At 64.7% G+C, this 15,733-nt stretch carries 13 protein-coding genes; all 13 read right to left on the bottom strand.

What is annotated here, in order from left to right; all coding sequences use genetic code 11:
- Window positions 1-14: 14 nt before the first annotated feature.
- The 13 genes from FY528_RS15670 to FY528_RS15610 all read right to left on the bottom strand — a co-directional run bounded on the left by FY528_RS15670 (window position 15) and on the right by FY528_RS15610 (window position 15,718).
- Window positions 15-1,070 carry an IS110 family RNA-guided transposase gene (locus tag FY528_RS15670; protein ID WP_149071974.1) on the bottom strand — a complete coding sequence of 352 codons (1,056 nt, stop codon included), beginning with the start codon at window positions 1,068-1,070 and terminating at the stop codon, window positions 15-17.
- Between the two features lie 858 nt (window positions 1,071-1,928).
- Complete coding sequence (locus FY528_RS15665) at window positions 1,929-3,224, bottom strand: type II toxin-antitoxin system HipA family toxin (protein ID WP_149071973.1); 1,296 nt, start codon at window positions 3,222-3,224, stop codon at window positions 1,929-1,931.
- Window positions 3,218-3,553, bottom strand: a complete 336-nt coding sequence (locus FY528_RS15660; RefSeq protein ID WP_129919142.1) for a helix-turn-helix transcriptional regulator — start codon at window positions 3,551-3,553, stop codon at window positions 3,218-3,220. Before FY528_RS15660 ends, FY528_RS15665 begins: the two co-directional genes overlap by 7 nt.
- 171 nt (window positions 3,554-3,724) lie before the next feature.
- On the bottom strand, window positions 3,725-4,069 hold the full coding sequence (locus tag FY528_RS15655; protein WP_149071972.1) for a hypothetical protein: 345 nt from the start codon (window positions 4,067-4,069) through the stop codon (window positions 3,725-3,727).
- 2 nt (window positions 4,070-4,071) lie between these two features.
- Window positions 4,072-4,656 (bottom strand): hypothetical protein, encoded by a 585-nt coding sequence (locus FY528_RS15650; protein WP_149071971.1) that lies wholly within the window; start codon window positions 4,654-4,656, stop codon window positions 4,072-4,074.
- A 9-nt stretch (window positions 4,657-4,665) separates the two neighbouring features.
- Window positions 4,666-6,516 carry a DUF4209 domain-containing protein gene (locus FY528_RS15645; protein ID WP_149071970.1) on the bottom strand — a complete coding sequence of 617 codons (1,851 nt, stop codon included), beginning with the start codon at window positions 6,514-6,516 and terminating at the stop codon, window positions 4,666-4,668.
- Window positions 6,517-6,794: 278 nt separating this feature from the next.
- Entirely contained in the window at window positions 6,795-8,042 is a 1,248-nt protein-coding gene (locus FY528_RS15640; protein WP_149071969.1) for a type II restriction enzyme NmeDI-related protein, read from the bottom strand.
- A 110-nt stretch (window positions 8,043-8,152) separates the two neighbouring features.
- Window positions 8,153-8,749, bottom strand: coding sequence for a hypothetical protein (locus tag FY528_RS15635; protein ID WP_149071968.1), 597 nt, complete (start codon window positions 8,747-8,749; stop codon window positions 8,153-8,155).
- Between the two features lie 54 nt (window positions 8,750-8,803).
- Window positions 8,804-9,988 (bottom strand): efflux RND transporter periplasmic adaptor subunit, encoded by a 1,185-nt coding sequence (locus FY528_RS15630; protein WP_149071967.1) that lies wholly within the window; start codon window positions 9,986-9,988, stop codon window positions 8,804-8,806.
- Entirely contained in the window at window positions 9,985-11,217 is a 1,233-nt protein-coding gene (locus FY528_RS15625) for an efflux RND transporter periplasmic adaptor subunit (RefSeq protein WP_149071966.1), read from the bottom strand. Before FY528_RS15625 ends, FY528_RS15630 begins: the two co-directional genes overlap by 4 nt.
- Window positions 11,201-12,436 (bottom strand): TolC family protein, encoded by a 1,236-nt coding sequence (locus FY528_RS15620; RefSeq protein ID WP_187632147.1) that lies wholly within the window; start codon window positions 12,434-12,436, stop codon window positions 11,201-11,203. Before FY528_RS15620 ends, FY528_RS15625 begins: the two co-directional genes overlap by 17 nt.
- A 16-nt stretch (window positions 12,437-12,452) precedes the next feature.
- On the bottom strand, window positions 12,453-14,429 hold the full coding sequence (locus tag FY528_RS15615) for an efflux RND transporter permease subunit (protein ID WP_149071964.1): 1,977 nt from the start codon (window positions 14,427-14,429) through the stop codon (window positions 12,453-12,455).
- The gene (locus FY528_RS15610; protein WP_149071963.1) at window positions 14,429-15,718 is read right to left on the bottom strand and encodes an efflux RND transporter permease subunit; all 1,290 of its coding nucleotides are present in this window, start codon (window positions 15,716-15,718) and stop codon (window positions 14,429-14,431) included. Before FY528_RS15610 ends, FY528_RS15615 begins: the two co-directional genes overlap by 1 nt.
- Window positions 15,719-15,733: the final 15 nt, after the last annotated feature.

The following is a 15,733-nucleotide window of genomic DNA, read 5'->3' as shown; positions in this document are numbered from 1 at the left end:
GTAGCCTCGGTTCGTTACACGGCCGGGGCTACTTCTTTTTGCGGCTGGTGGGCTGGATGATAGTGCGGGTCGTAAGGCCGGTCGTTTTTCCAAAGCGAGTAGCAGAGCAGCAAGAGTTTGCGCATGACAGCAATCACACCGGGCTTGCCGGTGGGGTGGCGACTGCGCAGGCGGGCATAAAAGGCCATCTGCTGCGGATTGTAGCGCAGGCTGCTCACGGCGGGCAGGTACAGGGCCGTGCGCAGGCGCACGTTGCCCCGACGCGAGATGCGCGTGGCCCCGGCCGAGAGGCCGCTTTGGCGCTGCACCACGTCCAGGCCGGCGTAGGAAGCGAGCTGGCGCTCGTTTTCGACCAGGGCGAAGCCCGTGGTCTCCGCCACCAGGGCGATGGCCGTGGTCAGGCCGATGCCCGGCACGCTCGTCAGGTGCGCCAGCTTACGGGCCAGCTCCGGCTCGGCGTTGACCAGGTCGGCCAGGTCTTTATCGACGGCTTTGAGTTGTTGGTCAATGAGTTGCTGCTGGGCCTGCAGGCGTTCCAGGGTCCGGGCATCGGGCTGGTAGCTGTGCTGGTAGGCGTGGCGGCGGATTTTGAGCCGCGCGCCCTGCCCCGTCAGGCTGTGGCGCTCGCGCGAGAGGGCCCGCAGCTGGCGCAGGGCCGGGGTGGGTGGCTGCCAGGCGGGCAGCACCCGCTCCAGGCCCAGGCGGCAGAGCAGGCGGGCATCGAGCAGGTCGGTTTTGCTTTTCTGCTCGGTGCTGTGGGCGAAGTGCCTGGCTTTGTTGGGCAACAAGACGCTCAGGGCCTGTTGCTGGTCGGCCAGGAAGTAGGCCAGCTCTTCGTAATACACGCCCGTGGCCTCGACCACGAACCAGAGCGGGGCGCTGCTGGCTTGCTGGCGCGCAGTCCAGGCCAGCAGTTCGGCAAAGCCGGTGCTGGTGTTGGCAAAGGTGGCCGGTTTGCCAAAGTGCAGGTGCTGCGTAGGGTCGATACGACCGAAGCAGGCCACGAAGCTGTCTTTGGCAATGTCGAGGCCCACGACGTATTTAAGGGGCGTAGCAGATGGCAGGGGCATAGGCGGGAGGTGGGAACGTGAGAAAGCAGCTTGCCAGGCAGGTTTTTACCGCAACTATCCTTGCACAAATACGGGATGCGCGGGCCCGGCCGTGCTCCCTCCATACTGTTCAGTCTTCGGGCAAAAACGGGAAACGGGGCACAGTCTCTAACGCACAACGTCAACGCCGAAGCGCCGCATTTAGGGATGGATGGTGACCCCGCTTCCTTTTCTGGCTACCCTTCTACGAAAGGCACTGCAATCATACAAGGGATGGAAAACATGCTTCCGGAAGTATTCCAACCGCACGCCAACAATGGCCTGTTCAGGGCTTTTTTATGCAATCACATGGTGATTAATTACTTATAACCAACACCGGTTTCTCCCCCAGACAACAGACATGGTTGCGCATTTCATTTCGGGTAGGCCATTTTTCATTCTGGAAAGCAATAGCTGATTCCCCGCGGCTTTTCGCCAGCTACTGTTTGCTGCTATGACGGAGCGAATGCGCCGGGTGTGCGGGGCTGTGGGGCGGGCAGGCCCCCGTTCGTTTCCACGCTTGGCTCCAGCAACAGCAGATGATTACTTTTCGTGACCAGGAACACCATGCCCAAGTTCGCTTTCCATGAACACCACCAGCCAAGCCGCGTACCAGGCCCTGGCGAATGTGCCGGCGGCGTTGCTTGCCAACCTGGAGGCGTATCTGGTCGGCAAAACGTCGTACCAGGATGAGACCGGCCAGCGCTGGATTTGCGCGGCCGACCTGGCCGCCTGGGCCGGCGACCCCATCCACGGGGCAGGCCTGGCCGTTCCCCTGCCGCTGGCCACGGTCGACCCAGACGACTTCCGGGCGACGACCTTGAAGCAGGCCCCCCTAAGTTACGTGAGTTGCCGGTGTGCGAGGCCAATGGCGGCGGTGCGCTCCTCGCTCATGCCGGCCGTAGCGGCAAACTCCGGCCATTGCGCCACGTGCGTCACGACCTCGTCGACGAGTTCGTCGGCCCCGCGGATGTTCATTTCCCGGGCCACCGCCCGCAGGTCGGCGCGGGTGAAGCCGTCGCGCTTGCCGTTCAGGGCCAGCTGGTGCTGGCTGGTCCAGCGGTTGCCGGGCTGGTAGGCGTAGGCCACATCGTAGGCCGGCGCCAGCTGCCACTGGCCCGCTTGGTTCATCAAAAACGAGATGTTCTTGGTGTGGTCGTCTTGGTTGCGGGCCACCACGTTGAACACCATCCGCCGGTAGAACTGCTCGGCCGCCGTGTAGGGCAGCCGCAGGTCGCGCATCACCTGGAATGCCTGCTCGTAGGAATAGGCGGCGGGCTGATTGTAGTCGTAGTGGGCCAGGGCGCACAGGGTCTGCGCGTGCAGTTTCTCTCCCTCAGGCGTCCGGTCAAAGCGCCGCGTCATGAAGTGGGCCCGCGGCCCTTCTGTATAGAGGCGGCACTCGCTCATCTGCAGGCCGCTGGCCGTGGCCATGAGGTAGTAGGCGTACTCCAGCCGGCCAAAGTCCTGGGGGTCGGCCAGGGCCAGGTCGCGTACCCCGTCGAGTTTGAGCAGCCAGTAGCCGAAGCCGGGCGGGGCCTTCACCTGGCCCGAGCGCACTTCGCCGCTTTCCTCGTTGAAGGCAATAATGGCCTTGGGCCGGGCCCCGCCCGCCGAGGTACCCACGGCCAGCAGGGCCGCCAGCCCCTCGGCCGCCTCGTCGCGCAGGTTGACGTGGAAGGCCTCGCGCTGGCCCACTACCTGCTGCGCCAGCTCCACCAGGGCGGCTACTTCCAGTGATTCGGCACCCGCCCCGGCCACGTTGCCCACCTGGGGCTCGAACTCCAGCGCCCCCATGCCGCGGTTGGCAATGTAGCACAGACGCTCCACCGGCGAGAAGTCCGCGGGGGCGCGGCCCTGCGTGGCCAGCCAAGCGTCGATAAGTTGGTTTCCAAACCGGTCCGGCAGCGCATCGGCCAGCAGCCCGGGCAGGCCGTGGTAGGTGTCGGGGTTCAGGCGCGGAAACGCGTACACCTGGTCGGCGCGGGTGGGCAGGGGCATCTGCAGCGGCGCCACGTTCAGGCCGGATTTGACAAAGCCCGGGTCGTAGGCAAACGTGGCCAGCGACCGGGCCGCATCCCACCGTACGACGCCGACTTCCTGCCCCCACAAGCGAACAAAAGCGAGGTCTACCATTCAGCAGGCGGGGGTGGGGGCGGTGTGGATGAAGCCGGCGACGCGTTGCGGCGCTGCTTTTTGGCGAGGCGGGCCAGGGCCAGGGGACTGATTTCGGCTTTGGTTACCAGGGTATCCAGCAAATCGAGCTGCTCCAGCGTGCGCAGCAGCTGCACGAAGGTGAGCAGCGAGGTGGGCCGGCCATGCTCAATCTGGCTCAAGGTGGCCCGGTCGATGCCGGCCGCCTCCGCTACCGCCTGCTGGGACTGGTTGCGGTTGAGCCGAATCTGGCGCAGGCTGCTGCCCAGTTCGCGCAGGATGGCCAAGTCGGAAAGGGAGTACCAATTCATGTTGTATAGACGCAACAAAGATGGCCAAATATACCACGTTTGTTGCGTTTGCACAACATAAATACAGCCATCGCCAGAATTGGCTCAAGGCCTACCTTAGCAACACACGCCTGTTAAAGTCGAAAGCCGGAAATAGCCTACAACGAGGTCGGCGGTATCACACCGGGCCGGTTACAGCAGGCGGGCATTGACGGCAAACAGCTTCGCCAAAGCCGGCGTCACGTTTTTGATAAGCGCGTGGGCCGGATTGCCGGCCACCGGGTCGTGGACGCAGGGGCAGCTCTGGTCCAGCGGGACTTTGGCCAGCAGCAGCGCGCCGGTGTGCGTGGCTGGGTTGGCAATGGCCTGCTCCAACGAAGTCAGTCCCAGAATATCAACCGAGAGGCCATCTTCGCCGCTGCGCATTTTGAAGGCCGCGCTGGTGGGTCGGCGCACGCCGTCCGGGGTGATTTTAAAGAACTGGGGCTGCAGGATGATGCGGCGAAGCAACTCGTCCTCGGGGGTTATCTGGTGCACGCTCATGTACGGCTGGCCGGGGGCGGGGGCGTGATAAAATGCCGCAGGGCCGCAAACAGCGACGGGTAGGAGCCCAGGACGGTGCCGTCCGGGGTGAAGAGCAGGTAGTCCTCGGTCCCGTCGGGGTGCACCTCGATTTCCATGGACGCCGCGTCCCGGTCCAGTTCGACCTGCACGCCGCCGTCGCGCATGGGAAACACGTGCACGCTCACGGCCGGCGCGTACACCAGCTGCAGGGAAAGCGCCTCCAACAACTGCCGGGCGCGTTCGAGCGCGCCGGGCTCGATGGGCAGCGCGCCGTAGGTGTCCCAATCCGCCGCCAGGGCCCGGAACGAGTCCAGTTGAGCCGCCAGCTTGGGAATCAACAGCCCCAGGCCCGTGGCCGGGTTCCGCCTGGTTTTGGTGGCCAAGGTTTCCAAGGTGATGAACAGGGCGAACTTGTTGCTCACCCCCCGGGCGCTCTTGCGGTTGGTGCGCTCGTTGCGCACGAACTCGTCCGCGTCCATGGCCCACATGTCGATGCCCTTCACCGACGGCGAGCCGCTGCGGACAATGGCCTTGCGCATGGTTAATTCCTGGGGTTCCATGGGAGGAAGTTATACCGCACGAAATTCGTACGAGGCTAATTTTAAAATCATGGTCAGTACGAGAAAGACGTTTTCGACGCCGTACTCGTCGTCGTCCATCAGGCCGTGGGCCACGCGGTTGCGCAAGTTATAGCCGGCCTTCTCACTGAGGAAAAACTTGATGAAGAACCGGTCTTCCTCTTCGAGTTTCCCTTTCAGGTCCGCCAGCAGTTCATCCAGCAGCTTTTCCATGGTTACGTCCGTGTTCTCGCGCATCTTGAAGGTGGGCAGGCGCAGCTGCACGCAGATGTAGCGCAGAATGTACTCCACTTTTAAGGTAAGCGAATCCGTGCTGGCGATAAAGTCGGGCTCGTAGTCCGGGTCTTGCCGCCAGGCTTCCAGCTCGTGGAACAGCAGGCGCACCCCGGACATGACCAGGCGCAGCGGCTGGGTCTGGGTTTGCTGGCCGCTCGACTCCACCAGCCGGGGCTGGCCCAGCCAGCTGCGCTGCAGGAACACCTGCACGGCATCGGCCGTCAGCTTCCGGGCCTTAAAGGCTTCCAGCATCAGTTTGACCAGCGTCTGGGTGGAGAGCTGCGCCAGCAGGCTGTAGGTGTTCAAAAACTGGAACTGCTCCTTTTCTTCTTCGGTGTAAAAGGTTTGGACCGTGTTGCCATGCTTGTCCTCCAGACTCTTGGGCAGCATGTCCATGAACGAGTCCCGCTGGGCCTGGGCCGCCTCACTGACTCGGTCCAGACTGTGAAACATGGGGGTCAGGCACAGCTCGGCGATGATGCCCTGGGCGTCTTTTGACCGCACGACTTCCGCGATGTACTCCATCAGCGCCCGCGTCGCTTCGTCCGGCATCTGGGTGCGGGTCTGGGTCAGGGCGAAGCGCGTGCGCAAGCGCTGGTATTCCAGTTCCAAGCGCCGGCTGTTCTCCTCGTCCTTCAGCTGCCGGTAAATGCGCAGGGCGCGTTCGGTGAAGGCCACGGCGGTCATGTTGTGCTGCACCTCGGCCTCCTGGGCCAGGGCTTCGAGCTGCTGGGCCTGAAAAAACGACCACCGCGCCCGTTCGCGTCCGGCTTTGCCGGCCAGCTCGGATGCTTCCGCGGCCAGCTCAATGGCCCCGTGCCGGTAGGTTTGCGCCAGTTGCTGCACCCCACGCCAGTCCTGCTCCAGCAGGGCATCGGCCTGCTCAGGCGCGGTCAGGGCGCGGTAGTACTCCGTGAACAGCTCCGTAATGGCGCTCAGTACCCGCAGCGTAGCCCGGTTGTCCAGGGGCCAGGTGGTGTGCAGCGCTACCAGGTATTGGACGATTTCGCCCAGCAGCTGCGCCACGGAAGCATCGTTTTTTCGCGTGTTGGCCAGCTGAAACGCCTTGCGCAGCGCCTCCAGAGCGTGCAGGGCGTAGTGGGTTCGTTCTCCGCCGACGCGGTGCTTCTCGACGTAGCCCACGCCCAACTGAAACAGGGTGGCCGCCAGCTCCCGCACCTGCTCGTTGGTGCGCAGGTGTTTGCGCAAGTACAGAAACAAGCCGTATTCGCTTTTCAAGTACAGATTCGGAGTTTCCTGGTAGCGCCGGCGCACGTACGCGTATTCGGGCTCGGCGTACCCGGACGTATCGGGCCAGCCCACTTCGTGCTCAACGCCCTGCTCATCCTTGCGCGTACCGCTGATTTGGTAGCCGACGCCCCTATCCAGCTGCTTGCTGGCCGCCAGTACTTCCTGTTCAACCCGGGCCCACCGGGCCCCGTCGGCATCCCCCGCTTCCGCCAGCTGGACAGCCAATTCGCCCAGCCGCGCCGTTAGCGCGTGGTTGTCCCGAACATCTTCGCTGGCGGTATCAAGGTAGCGGAGGTAACTCTGAAGGTCTTGCATGGAATGAATTTCCCGGGACTCGATTAACAACCTGGCGGGCAGAATTGCTCCAAGTACGGCACTGCGGAGAAAGTACGCTATTTTTCACGGCTGTCCCCGGCCGCCAAGCCCCACGTACGCCCTTGCCAAGCCCATTACTGCGCATCCGGGCGGGCGCCTGATTCGCTGCCAGCGAGTACTTCCGGAAGGGCTAAAAACCCCATGCTCTGCGCAAGGGCCAACCAGCACGTTGCTCTAGTGGCCTGGCGAAATGGCTGCTAAGTAGCTGGGCCGGCCTCCTAAACGCCCTTCGCAATCTTGCGCATGGCGGCCGGCGAGTCGCCAAACTTGCACAACGCCTCGCAGTGCTGCCGCAGCTCCGAAAACAGGATGTAGTGGATGGTCGCTCCCGCAGCCCGGATGGCAGGCCGCGAAAGCTGGGCCTGCACCTCCTTCTCGCGGGCATCGGGCACCACCAAGTACAAGGCCGTCTCGTTCTCCGGCATGGAAAACGCCAGGTCCGTCAGGCGCAGGATGCCGCTGTAGATGCTGGTGCTTTTCTCCACCTCGAAGGCCGCCACCACCCGGCTAGTGCCGGGGGCAAACCACACGATGTCAATCAGGCGGATGGTGCTGGCCACGTCGGCGGGCACGGGCAGCTCGGGGTGCTGGTCGAGGCAGAGAAACGAGAGCTTCTGCCCGCCGCAGAGGCGGTTGCGGTCATTGATGGCCGTGGTTACGTCGCAGCCCAAGGCCTTGCCTACGCGCAGCAGGTGGTGCTGCATCTCGGTGTGCTGGTTTTCCTCCTGGGCCTCGGTCTGCACCTCCTTGTGGCGCTTCTGGGCCTGCTGCTGGTACTTATCACGGTCCTCGTCGGTGGCAAACTGCTGGTCGCCGGCAATCATCTTCTTCACGCCCACGTCGAAAAGCAGGCCGCTCAGCGCGCCGTAGTCGAGGCTCAGGTGCTGGCGGTGTTCCTGGTTGAGGTCGCGCAGCCGGTCGCGCATGCGCAGGTATTCCGACCAGGAGCCGAGCTTAATTTTCTCCCCGAACAGCGCGTTGAAGCCGTTGACGATGGCCGTGTTGCAGGGCGGCATCAGGGTGGGGTGCAGGAAATACAGTATGCTGGCAACGGCCGGGCCGAGGCCCTTGATTTTGCGGCGGTCCAGAATGTCAATTTCGCGCAGCAGCTGCTGCTCGGTGGTGGCGGCCAGGCAGCTTTCCAGAAATTGCCCGAAGGCGCGCTTGTTGTCCTCGTGTTCGTAGATGTCGGGGATGCGCAGCTTGGGCTTCCAGTAGAAGGGGTGGGCCGCGCCCTGGAACACCTGCTTCTGCTCGCTAATGACGCTGAGCACGAATTCGAGTGAGGTGCCTTTAAAGTCGTTGCCGAAGCTGCCCGCTTTGATGTCCTTGACTACCTGCTGCACCCCGCGCCGGATGGAGCGAAAAGCCTTCAGGCGCTCCTCGTTGTTGATAAACCAGGTGTTGTAGACGGACTCGGAATCGGCTTTGTATTGCTGGATAAGTGGCGGTAGTGCAGCAGACATAAAACGGGGTAAACCAATGAAACCACTAAGATGCACAGAAGTGTACTTCTGAACGCTATTAGGTATGCCTGGCGAGGCTTGGCCTGATGTCATCGGGCAGCAAGTAGGGTTTAGTGAGGGCCAGCGCCGTCCGTCCGGCTCTGGCACAGCAGCCAGTTGATTTTGGTCATGCGGTGGTAAGTATCATACATCGTCAGGTCCCCGCCCGCGTGAAACTGTGCATCCAGCAGGTCGTGAAACGCATGGTTGTCCGGAAAGGCGCGCTTCAGCGTCAGCAGGGTTAGGGGCTGCACCGGGGCCTGCGCGGACGAGCTGAAGTACAGCCGTACGAAGCCCGGGTTCTTGCCCACCGTCGGCTGCTCAATCTTATAGAGCAGGACTTCCTCTCCGGGATTCAGGATGGGGTAGTGCTCGTAGTTGGAGGCAAAGCGGTAGTCCCGCCCATCGCAGTCGCGAAACCCGAACAGGCTGTCTTTGGCCAGCTGGTACACCTTCCCGCCATGCTTAACCGTCATAAAACGCTTGCCGCTGAATTCGTGCAGGCGCAATTTGTGAGTCGCCGTCTTGCAGTCCACGGCCAGCGTGAGGCGGTGCTGGCGAAAGTCTTCGGCCGAGCGGTAGATGCCGCTACCTATCGCCCCGGTCTGGCCCCAGGAGCCGGTGGACAGCCCAAAAATTGCTGCCAGGGCTAACAATATGTTTTTCATAGTAAAGTGAGGTTAGGGTGTCTCCGATTCTCTAAGCAGCTGCCTTGGGCCGGGTTACATGGGCATGTTGGCCATGCTCCCGCTGCCCCGCCGCAGCTCCCGCTCGCTTTCCAGCAGGTAGGCCCCGGAGGACACGACCCGCTCCCCGTCGTGCACGCCGCTGAGCAGCTCGACGTAGCTGCCGGCCCGGCGGCCGGTGCGAACCATGCGCCGCTCGAACACATTCGGGGCGGTCTGCACCCAGGCCGTGGTCATCGTCCCGATGTTCAGGGCCGTGAAAGGAGCGGCCAGCCCGCGCCGGGCAGCCGAACCCAGCTGGACCGTGGCCATCATCCCCGGGCGCAGCTGCCCCGCAGGGTTGGTCACGCGCAGCCGGACCAGGGTAATTCGGCTGTTTTCCGCCAGCGCGGGCCGCTCGTCCACGAGCCGGGCCGGGAACGTCTGCCCCGGATAGGCCTCCAGCGCCACCACCGCGCTGCCCAGCTGCCGTAGCTCAGTCAGCTCCGTGGGGTAGAGCTGGGCCTCGACCCATACCGTGGCGGCGCTGGTAATGCGCAGCAGCGGGGTGCCCTGCGTCACGTACTGCCCCTCCCGCACCAGCAGCTCCGCCAGGTAGCCGCTGGCCGGGGAGTCGAAACGCAGGGTGGCGGGCAGCTGCCGGGCTGACGCCAGCGCGGCCAGCTGCGCGGCGCTTATGCCCTGCAGCCGCAGCTTACGGGCCGCATTGGCCGGCAGGGACGGGGCGCCGGCATTGGGCTCCTCCGCCCGCTCGCGCAACGTGCGCCGGTACTCCAGCGCATCGGCTAGCAGCGTTTCGCTGTACAGCCCGTAAAGAGGCTGCCCGCGCCGGACCGGCTGCCCGGGGGTGTTCGCGTAGAGATGGTCCAGGCGCCCGGCCGCGCGGGCGCTGACCACTACGGTCTGGGTTTCATCCGACACCACCGTGCCCAGCACCTGCTGCCCGACAAAGAGAGGGCGGGGCGTTACCACCACCATTTTCAGGCCGGCCCGCGCCTGCTGGCCAGCGTCGAGGGTCAGGGTATCCTCAGCCGGGGCGACGGAGGACGACCCGGCATGCTGGTGCGCGGGCTCATCCGCGGGGGGCGCGGCACTCTTGCTGCCCTGGTCGGCTGAATCGGTCGTCCGGGGCTGGCAGGCGCTGAGCAGCCCCAGGCCCAGCAGGAGGCCAAGGGCTCCCCGCCGAAGGCAGCGGGCACCAGGGTGCATTCTTTCGTTCATGGCTGCAGGTCAATAAAGCTTTCACTGTCGACGAGGTATCCGGCATTGCGGGCCACTTTTTCACCCGGTGCCAGCCCGCCCCGGATGGCCACCATGGGGCCACCCAACGGCCCCGTGCGCACGGCGCGCGCCTCGAACAGTCGGTGCCCGCCGGCCGTGGGCCCGCGGTACACCCACACCAGCCGGCGGCGCCCCAGGTCGTACACGCTGGCGGCAGGCAGCTGCAGGCCGGCCGGCGCCGGGGCTTCCAGGGTGCCGGTGAGCAGGGAGTTGATTTTGAGATGCCCCTCCGGATTCGGCAGGTAGACGCGCACCTGCAGCAGCTTCTGGTTGGGAGCGAGGGCGGGCTCCACGTAGGCCACCCGGCCTTCCAAAACCTGCCCCGGGGCCAGCTCACTGCGCAGGAGCACGCGCTGGCCGGCCCGCACCCGGGCCACGTAGCGGGCCTCCACGGCCAGCAGGCCCCATACCTGGCGCAGGTCATTGATGCGCAGCAGCGGCTGCCCGCGCTCCACGTAGTCACCTTCGCGGAGCAGGCTCGTGGCGGGCGCTGGCAGAACGGCCGGCGCTGCCAGGGCCTGTCCTTCGCCCATGCCGGCATCACCCCCCATTCCCGCCCCGCTGGCCATGCCGCCAGGGGCGGGCATGGGCGCCGCAGCCGCTCCTTCCCCGGGTACCACGTAGCCCGCGTAGGGGCTGACGATGGGCACGGTGGGGACGAGTCCCTTGCCACTGGAAGTCAATTGAGCGGCCGACAAACCTAGCAGCAGCAGGCGGGTGCGGGCCCGGCGAATTAGGTCTGCGTCGCTTCCCTGGGCGAGCAGGTACTGGTATTCGGCCAGCGCCGTGTTCAGCTCGGGGCTATACAGGTCCAGCAGCTTCTGTCCCTGGGTCACGTACTGGTAGTTATAACGCGCGTACAGTCGCTCTATCCGCCCGCCGACGCGGGCCGCTACCTGTCGCTCCCGCCGTGGGTCGGGCGCCACGTAGCCGGTCAGCGAAATGGTATCGGCCGGGCCTGCCGCCAGGGGGCTGACCAGGGACTGGGCCGACACGACCAGCCGGCTGGGCGACTGCGCCAGGTAGGCCGCATGGGGAGGCAGTCCGGTGGCGGGTGTTGGCAGTGCGCGCGGTGGCTCGGTGCCACCACAGTTGTACAAAGCGCCAACCAGCAGGGCCAGCACTCCCAGCGTCCCGCCGCGGAAAAGGGAATTACTGCTCGGTTTCATAGTCGTAGGCGGCTTGCAGGCCCAGGGCCCGCTCGTAAGTGTCCCAGTAGTCCATCTGCTTCATGAGCAGCATCTGCCAGGCGTCCAGCAGCACGAACAGGTTGCCGGTAGTTTGCCGGTAGGCCAGCTGCTGCACCTCGAAGGTGCGGCGGTAGGCCGGCAGGATGCGCTGCTGGTAGTTTTGCAGCTGCTGCCCGGCGGCCAGCAGCTGGCTGCGCTTTTCGGCCACCGCCCGCCGGGCCTGCCGCTGCCGGGCCTGCTGCTGCAGGCGCAGCTCGTCCAGCTGCAGGGTCAGGGCCTGGGTTTCCGAGCGGTACATGCGCGCCGACCAGGGCACGACGGGTACCGTGACCATGCCCATCAGGGCGTAGCGGTTGGCCATGCCCGCCGTCATCTGCATGTGCTCGAAGCGCACCCCGAAGTCCGGCTTGCGCCCCAGCCCGGCGAGTTGCCGCTCCAGCCGGGTGGTTTGAATCATGGCCTCGGCTGCGGCCAGGTCGCTGCGCCGCGCCACGGTGGTGTCGCTCCACTCCCGCCGCAGCAGCCGGGTGGTGTCGAGCTGGAACGCCTGTTCCAGGGGCTTCCCCAGCAGGGTGTTCAGGGTAATGTTGCTTTCGCGAATGGTGGCCAGCAGGGCCGCGTCGGTGTTGTCGAGCTCCTGAAGCTGGGCCTCCGCTTTGTAGAGGGTGCCCAGCGGCGCCTGGTTGTAGGTGTACCGGTCGCGGGTGAGAGCCACCAGGCGCGCCAGAGTGCGGCGGCTCCCTGTGAGCACCTGCCGCTTATGCTCGGCCGCGTACCGCTGGAAGTAGGCCATGCGGGCCATGGCGCGCAGTTCGTTGAGCTCCCATCGCTGCTCAGCGCGTGCCACCTGGACCTGGGAGAGCAGCAGGTCGCGCCGGGCCCGCAGCTTGGCGGGGTTGGTCAGCATCTGCTCCACCGAGAACACCGCCCCGGCCTGGTTTTCCGGCGAGTCCATTTCCTTCAGGATGGCAGTGCGGTACGGAAACTGGCTTACGCCCACCCCTACCTGGGGCGGCATCTGGCTGCGCGCCCCCGCGGCCCGCGCTTCCAACCCCTGCGCCCGGCGCTGGTAAGCCGCCAGGGAGGGGTAACGGGCCTCTATCTCCGCCAGCACCTGCGCCAGCGACTGGGTGGGAACCGACTGGGCCTGAACCCGCGCGGGGAACAGGACAGCAGCGGCCAGCAGAAGGAGGAGCAAGGGACGGCACATGGCATTAATCCTGAAGCGAGAGGTAAGTGAGCTGGCCCGTGCGGCGCCATTCCCACTCTTTGACCAGGGCAAAAAGCGTCGGCACCACAATCAGCGCGTACAGCGTCGAGGTCACCAACCCAAAGACGTAGGGCAGCGCCAGCGGCCGCATTAAATCGCTGCCCACCCCGGTGGCGGCCAGCACGGGAAACAAGCCCAGCATGTCCACCACCACCGTCATCAGCACCGGTCGGATGCGCAGCACGGCCCCGGCAAACACCGCATTCTCGATGTCCTGCTGGGTAATCGGCGCCGGGGCGGGCGCCGCTACCCCGACCTCGTCCGCTGTGGTGCCGGCCGGGGGGAGCTGCGGCTGGCGGGAACGGACCAGGTTTTCCAGCGCCTGGTTCAGGTACACGAGCAGCAGTACCCCCGTTTCCATGGCCACCCCGAACAGGGCGATAAAGCCCACGGCCACCGAGACGGAGAAATTAACGCCGTAGAGGTGCAGCGAGTAGATGCCCCCAAGCAGGGCCAGGGGCATGCCGGAAAGGACAATCAGCACTTCCCGCAGGGACTTGAAGGTGAAGTAGAGAATAAAGCAGATGACCAGCAGCACCCCGGGGATGATGAGCTGCAGGCGCTTCTGGGCGCTGACCTGGTTTTCGTACTGCCCGCTCCACTCGATGTAGTAGCCCTGGGGCAGGCGCGGAAAGTGCTTGGCGACCCGCTCCTTGGCCTCGCCTACGACGCCACCCATGTCACGGCCGCGCACGTTGAAGAGCACCGTGCCCCGCAGCAGGGCATTTTCGGAGTTAATCATGGCCGGCCCCTCGGTCAGGCGCAGGGTGGCCACGGCCGAGAGCGGCACCGGCCCGTATTGGGCCGTCTGCACCGGCACCCGGGCCAGCGCGGTCAGGTTATTGCGAAAATCCTGGGCCAGGCGCACGCTGATGGTAAACCGCTCCCGTTTCTCCACCGTGGTGCCGATGCGGGCCCCGCCCAGCGCCGTCTCGATGATGGTGCCCACGTCGTCCACGTCCAGCCCGTAGCGGGCCAGCTCGCCGCGGCGCACGTCGATTTCCAGGTACTTGCCGCCCGTCAGCGGCTCCACGTACAAATCCACGAGGCCCGGGATGCCGGTGATAACCTGCCGCACCTGCTGGGCCAGCACGTAAATACTGTCCAGGTCACGCCCGTAAATCTTCACGCCTACATCGGTGCGAATGCCGGTGCTCAGCATGTTGATGCGGTTGATGATGGGCTGGGTCCACGCGACCGATACCCCCGGGATGCGCACCCGCTCGTTCATTTCGGCAATCAGGCGCTCCTTCGTCATGCCCTCGCGCCACTGCGCGCGTGGCTTGAGCAGAATGACTGTCTCAATCATGCTCAGCGGAGCATTGTCGGTGGCCGTGCCTGCGCGGCCGGCCTTGCCCAGCACGTTGGCTACCTCCGGAAAGCTTTTCAGCAGCTTGTCCTGCACCTGCAGGATGCGCTTGGCCTCGGTGTAGGACACGTCGGGCAGCGTGGTGGGCATCATCAGCAGGGAGCCCTCGTCGAGGGGAGGCATGAACTCGGTGCCCGTGCGCAGCACCACCGGGATGCTGACCAGCACCAGGGCCAGGACCAGCAGCAGTACGGTCTTTTTCCAGCGCAAACACAGGCGTACAACCGGGGCAAACACGCCGATGAAAAAGCGCGAGACGGGGTTGCGGCTGTTGGGAATGAGCTTGCCTTTGAGCAGCACGCCCATGGTCATGGGCAGAATAAACACCGCCACGAAGGCCGAGCCCATCATGCAGAAGGTCTTGGTGAGCACCAGCGGGGTGAACAGCTTCTTTTCCTGCCCGGTCAGCAGCAGGATGGGGGCAAACGAGACCAGCGTGATGAGGATGGAGGAGACCACCGCCCGGCCGATGGTGCGCGCCGACTGCTCCACCAGCTGGAGGCGCTCGGCTTCGGGCAGCTCCCGGGTATGTCCGATGCGGGGCCGGTCCATCAGTACTCGCCTTTTTGCTCGTCCAGGCCTACCACTCGCTCGGTGAGCTGGCGGTAGGCATTTTCTGCCATGACGATGCCCGAGTCCACCAAATCGCCCACGGCCAGGGCCACGCCCCCCAGCGACATCAGGTTGGAATCCACCCCGAACAGCTTCATCAGGATAAACCCGATGAGAATCGAGAGCGGAATGTTGACGATGGCCACCAGCCCCGAGCCAAAGTGGAACAGAAACACCAGCACCACGATGCAGACCACGATGACCTCCTCGGTGATGGCTTCCTTGACCGTATCAATGGCGGCGGCAATTAAGTCGCTGCGGTCGTAGGCCACTTTAAACCTGACCCCGGGCGGCAGGCCCTTCTGCACGTCCGCGAGGCGGGTTTTCACGCGCGCGATGACCTGCTGGGCGTTCTCCCCGTAGCGCATCACCACGATGCCGCCCACCACTTCGCCCTCCCCGTTTTCCTCCGTGATGCCCAGGCGCAGGTCGGCGCTCATCTGCACCGTGGCCACGTCGCGGATGCGCACGGGCACGGACTTGTACTGGCCCAGCGGGATGTTTTGGATGTCCTCTATGCTTTTGATGTAGCCCAGCCCCTTGACCAGGTAGCCCGCGCGGTTCTGCTCGAACAGGCTGCCGCCCACGTCGCGGTTGTTGCGGTTGATGGCGCTGATGACCTTGGTCAGGGGCACGCCGTAGTAGAGCAGCTTGTCGGGGTTGACACTCACCTGGTACTGCTTCTGAAAACCGCCGAAGGAGGCCACTTCACTCACACCCTCCACGTTCTGCAGGGCAAACTTGACGTACCAGTCCTGCAGGGCGCGCAGCTCCCCCAGGTCGTAGTCCGGCGCTTGCAGCGTGTACCAGAACACGTGGCCCACGCCCGTCCCATCGGGGCCCAGCGAGGGCGTGATGCCGGGCGGCAGAAATTTCTGCGCGTAGTTGAGCCGCTCCAGCACCCGCGAGCGGGCCCAGTAGATGTCCACGTCGTCCTGGAAGATGACGAACACGAAGCTCATTCCGAACATGGAAGCCGCCCGAATCGACTTGAGCCGGGGCACCCCCTGCAGGTTGGATACCAGCGGATACGTGACCTGGTCCTCCATGATTTGCGGGTTGCGCCCCATCCACTCCGTGTAAATGATGACCTGGTTTTGGGACAAATCCGGGATGGCGTCCACCGGCGTGGTGTAGATGGAATAGATACCCCCGGCCACAATCAGGCCCATGAGCAGGCTCACCCAGAAACGGTTATGGACCGACCACGAAATGAGGCGCTCTAACATGGTTAAGGGGTTTGA

The sequence above is a fragment of the Hymenobacter lutimineralis genome (genome assembly GCF_008271285.1).
GTDB lineage: Bacteria > Bacteroidota > Bacteroidia > Cytophagales > Hymenobacteraceae > Hymenobacter > Hymenobacter lutimineralis.
This window is presented reverse-complemented; position numbering and strand designations above follow the sequence as displayed.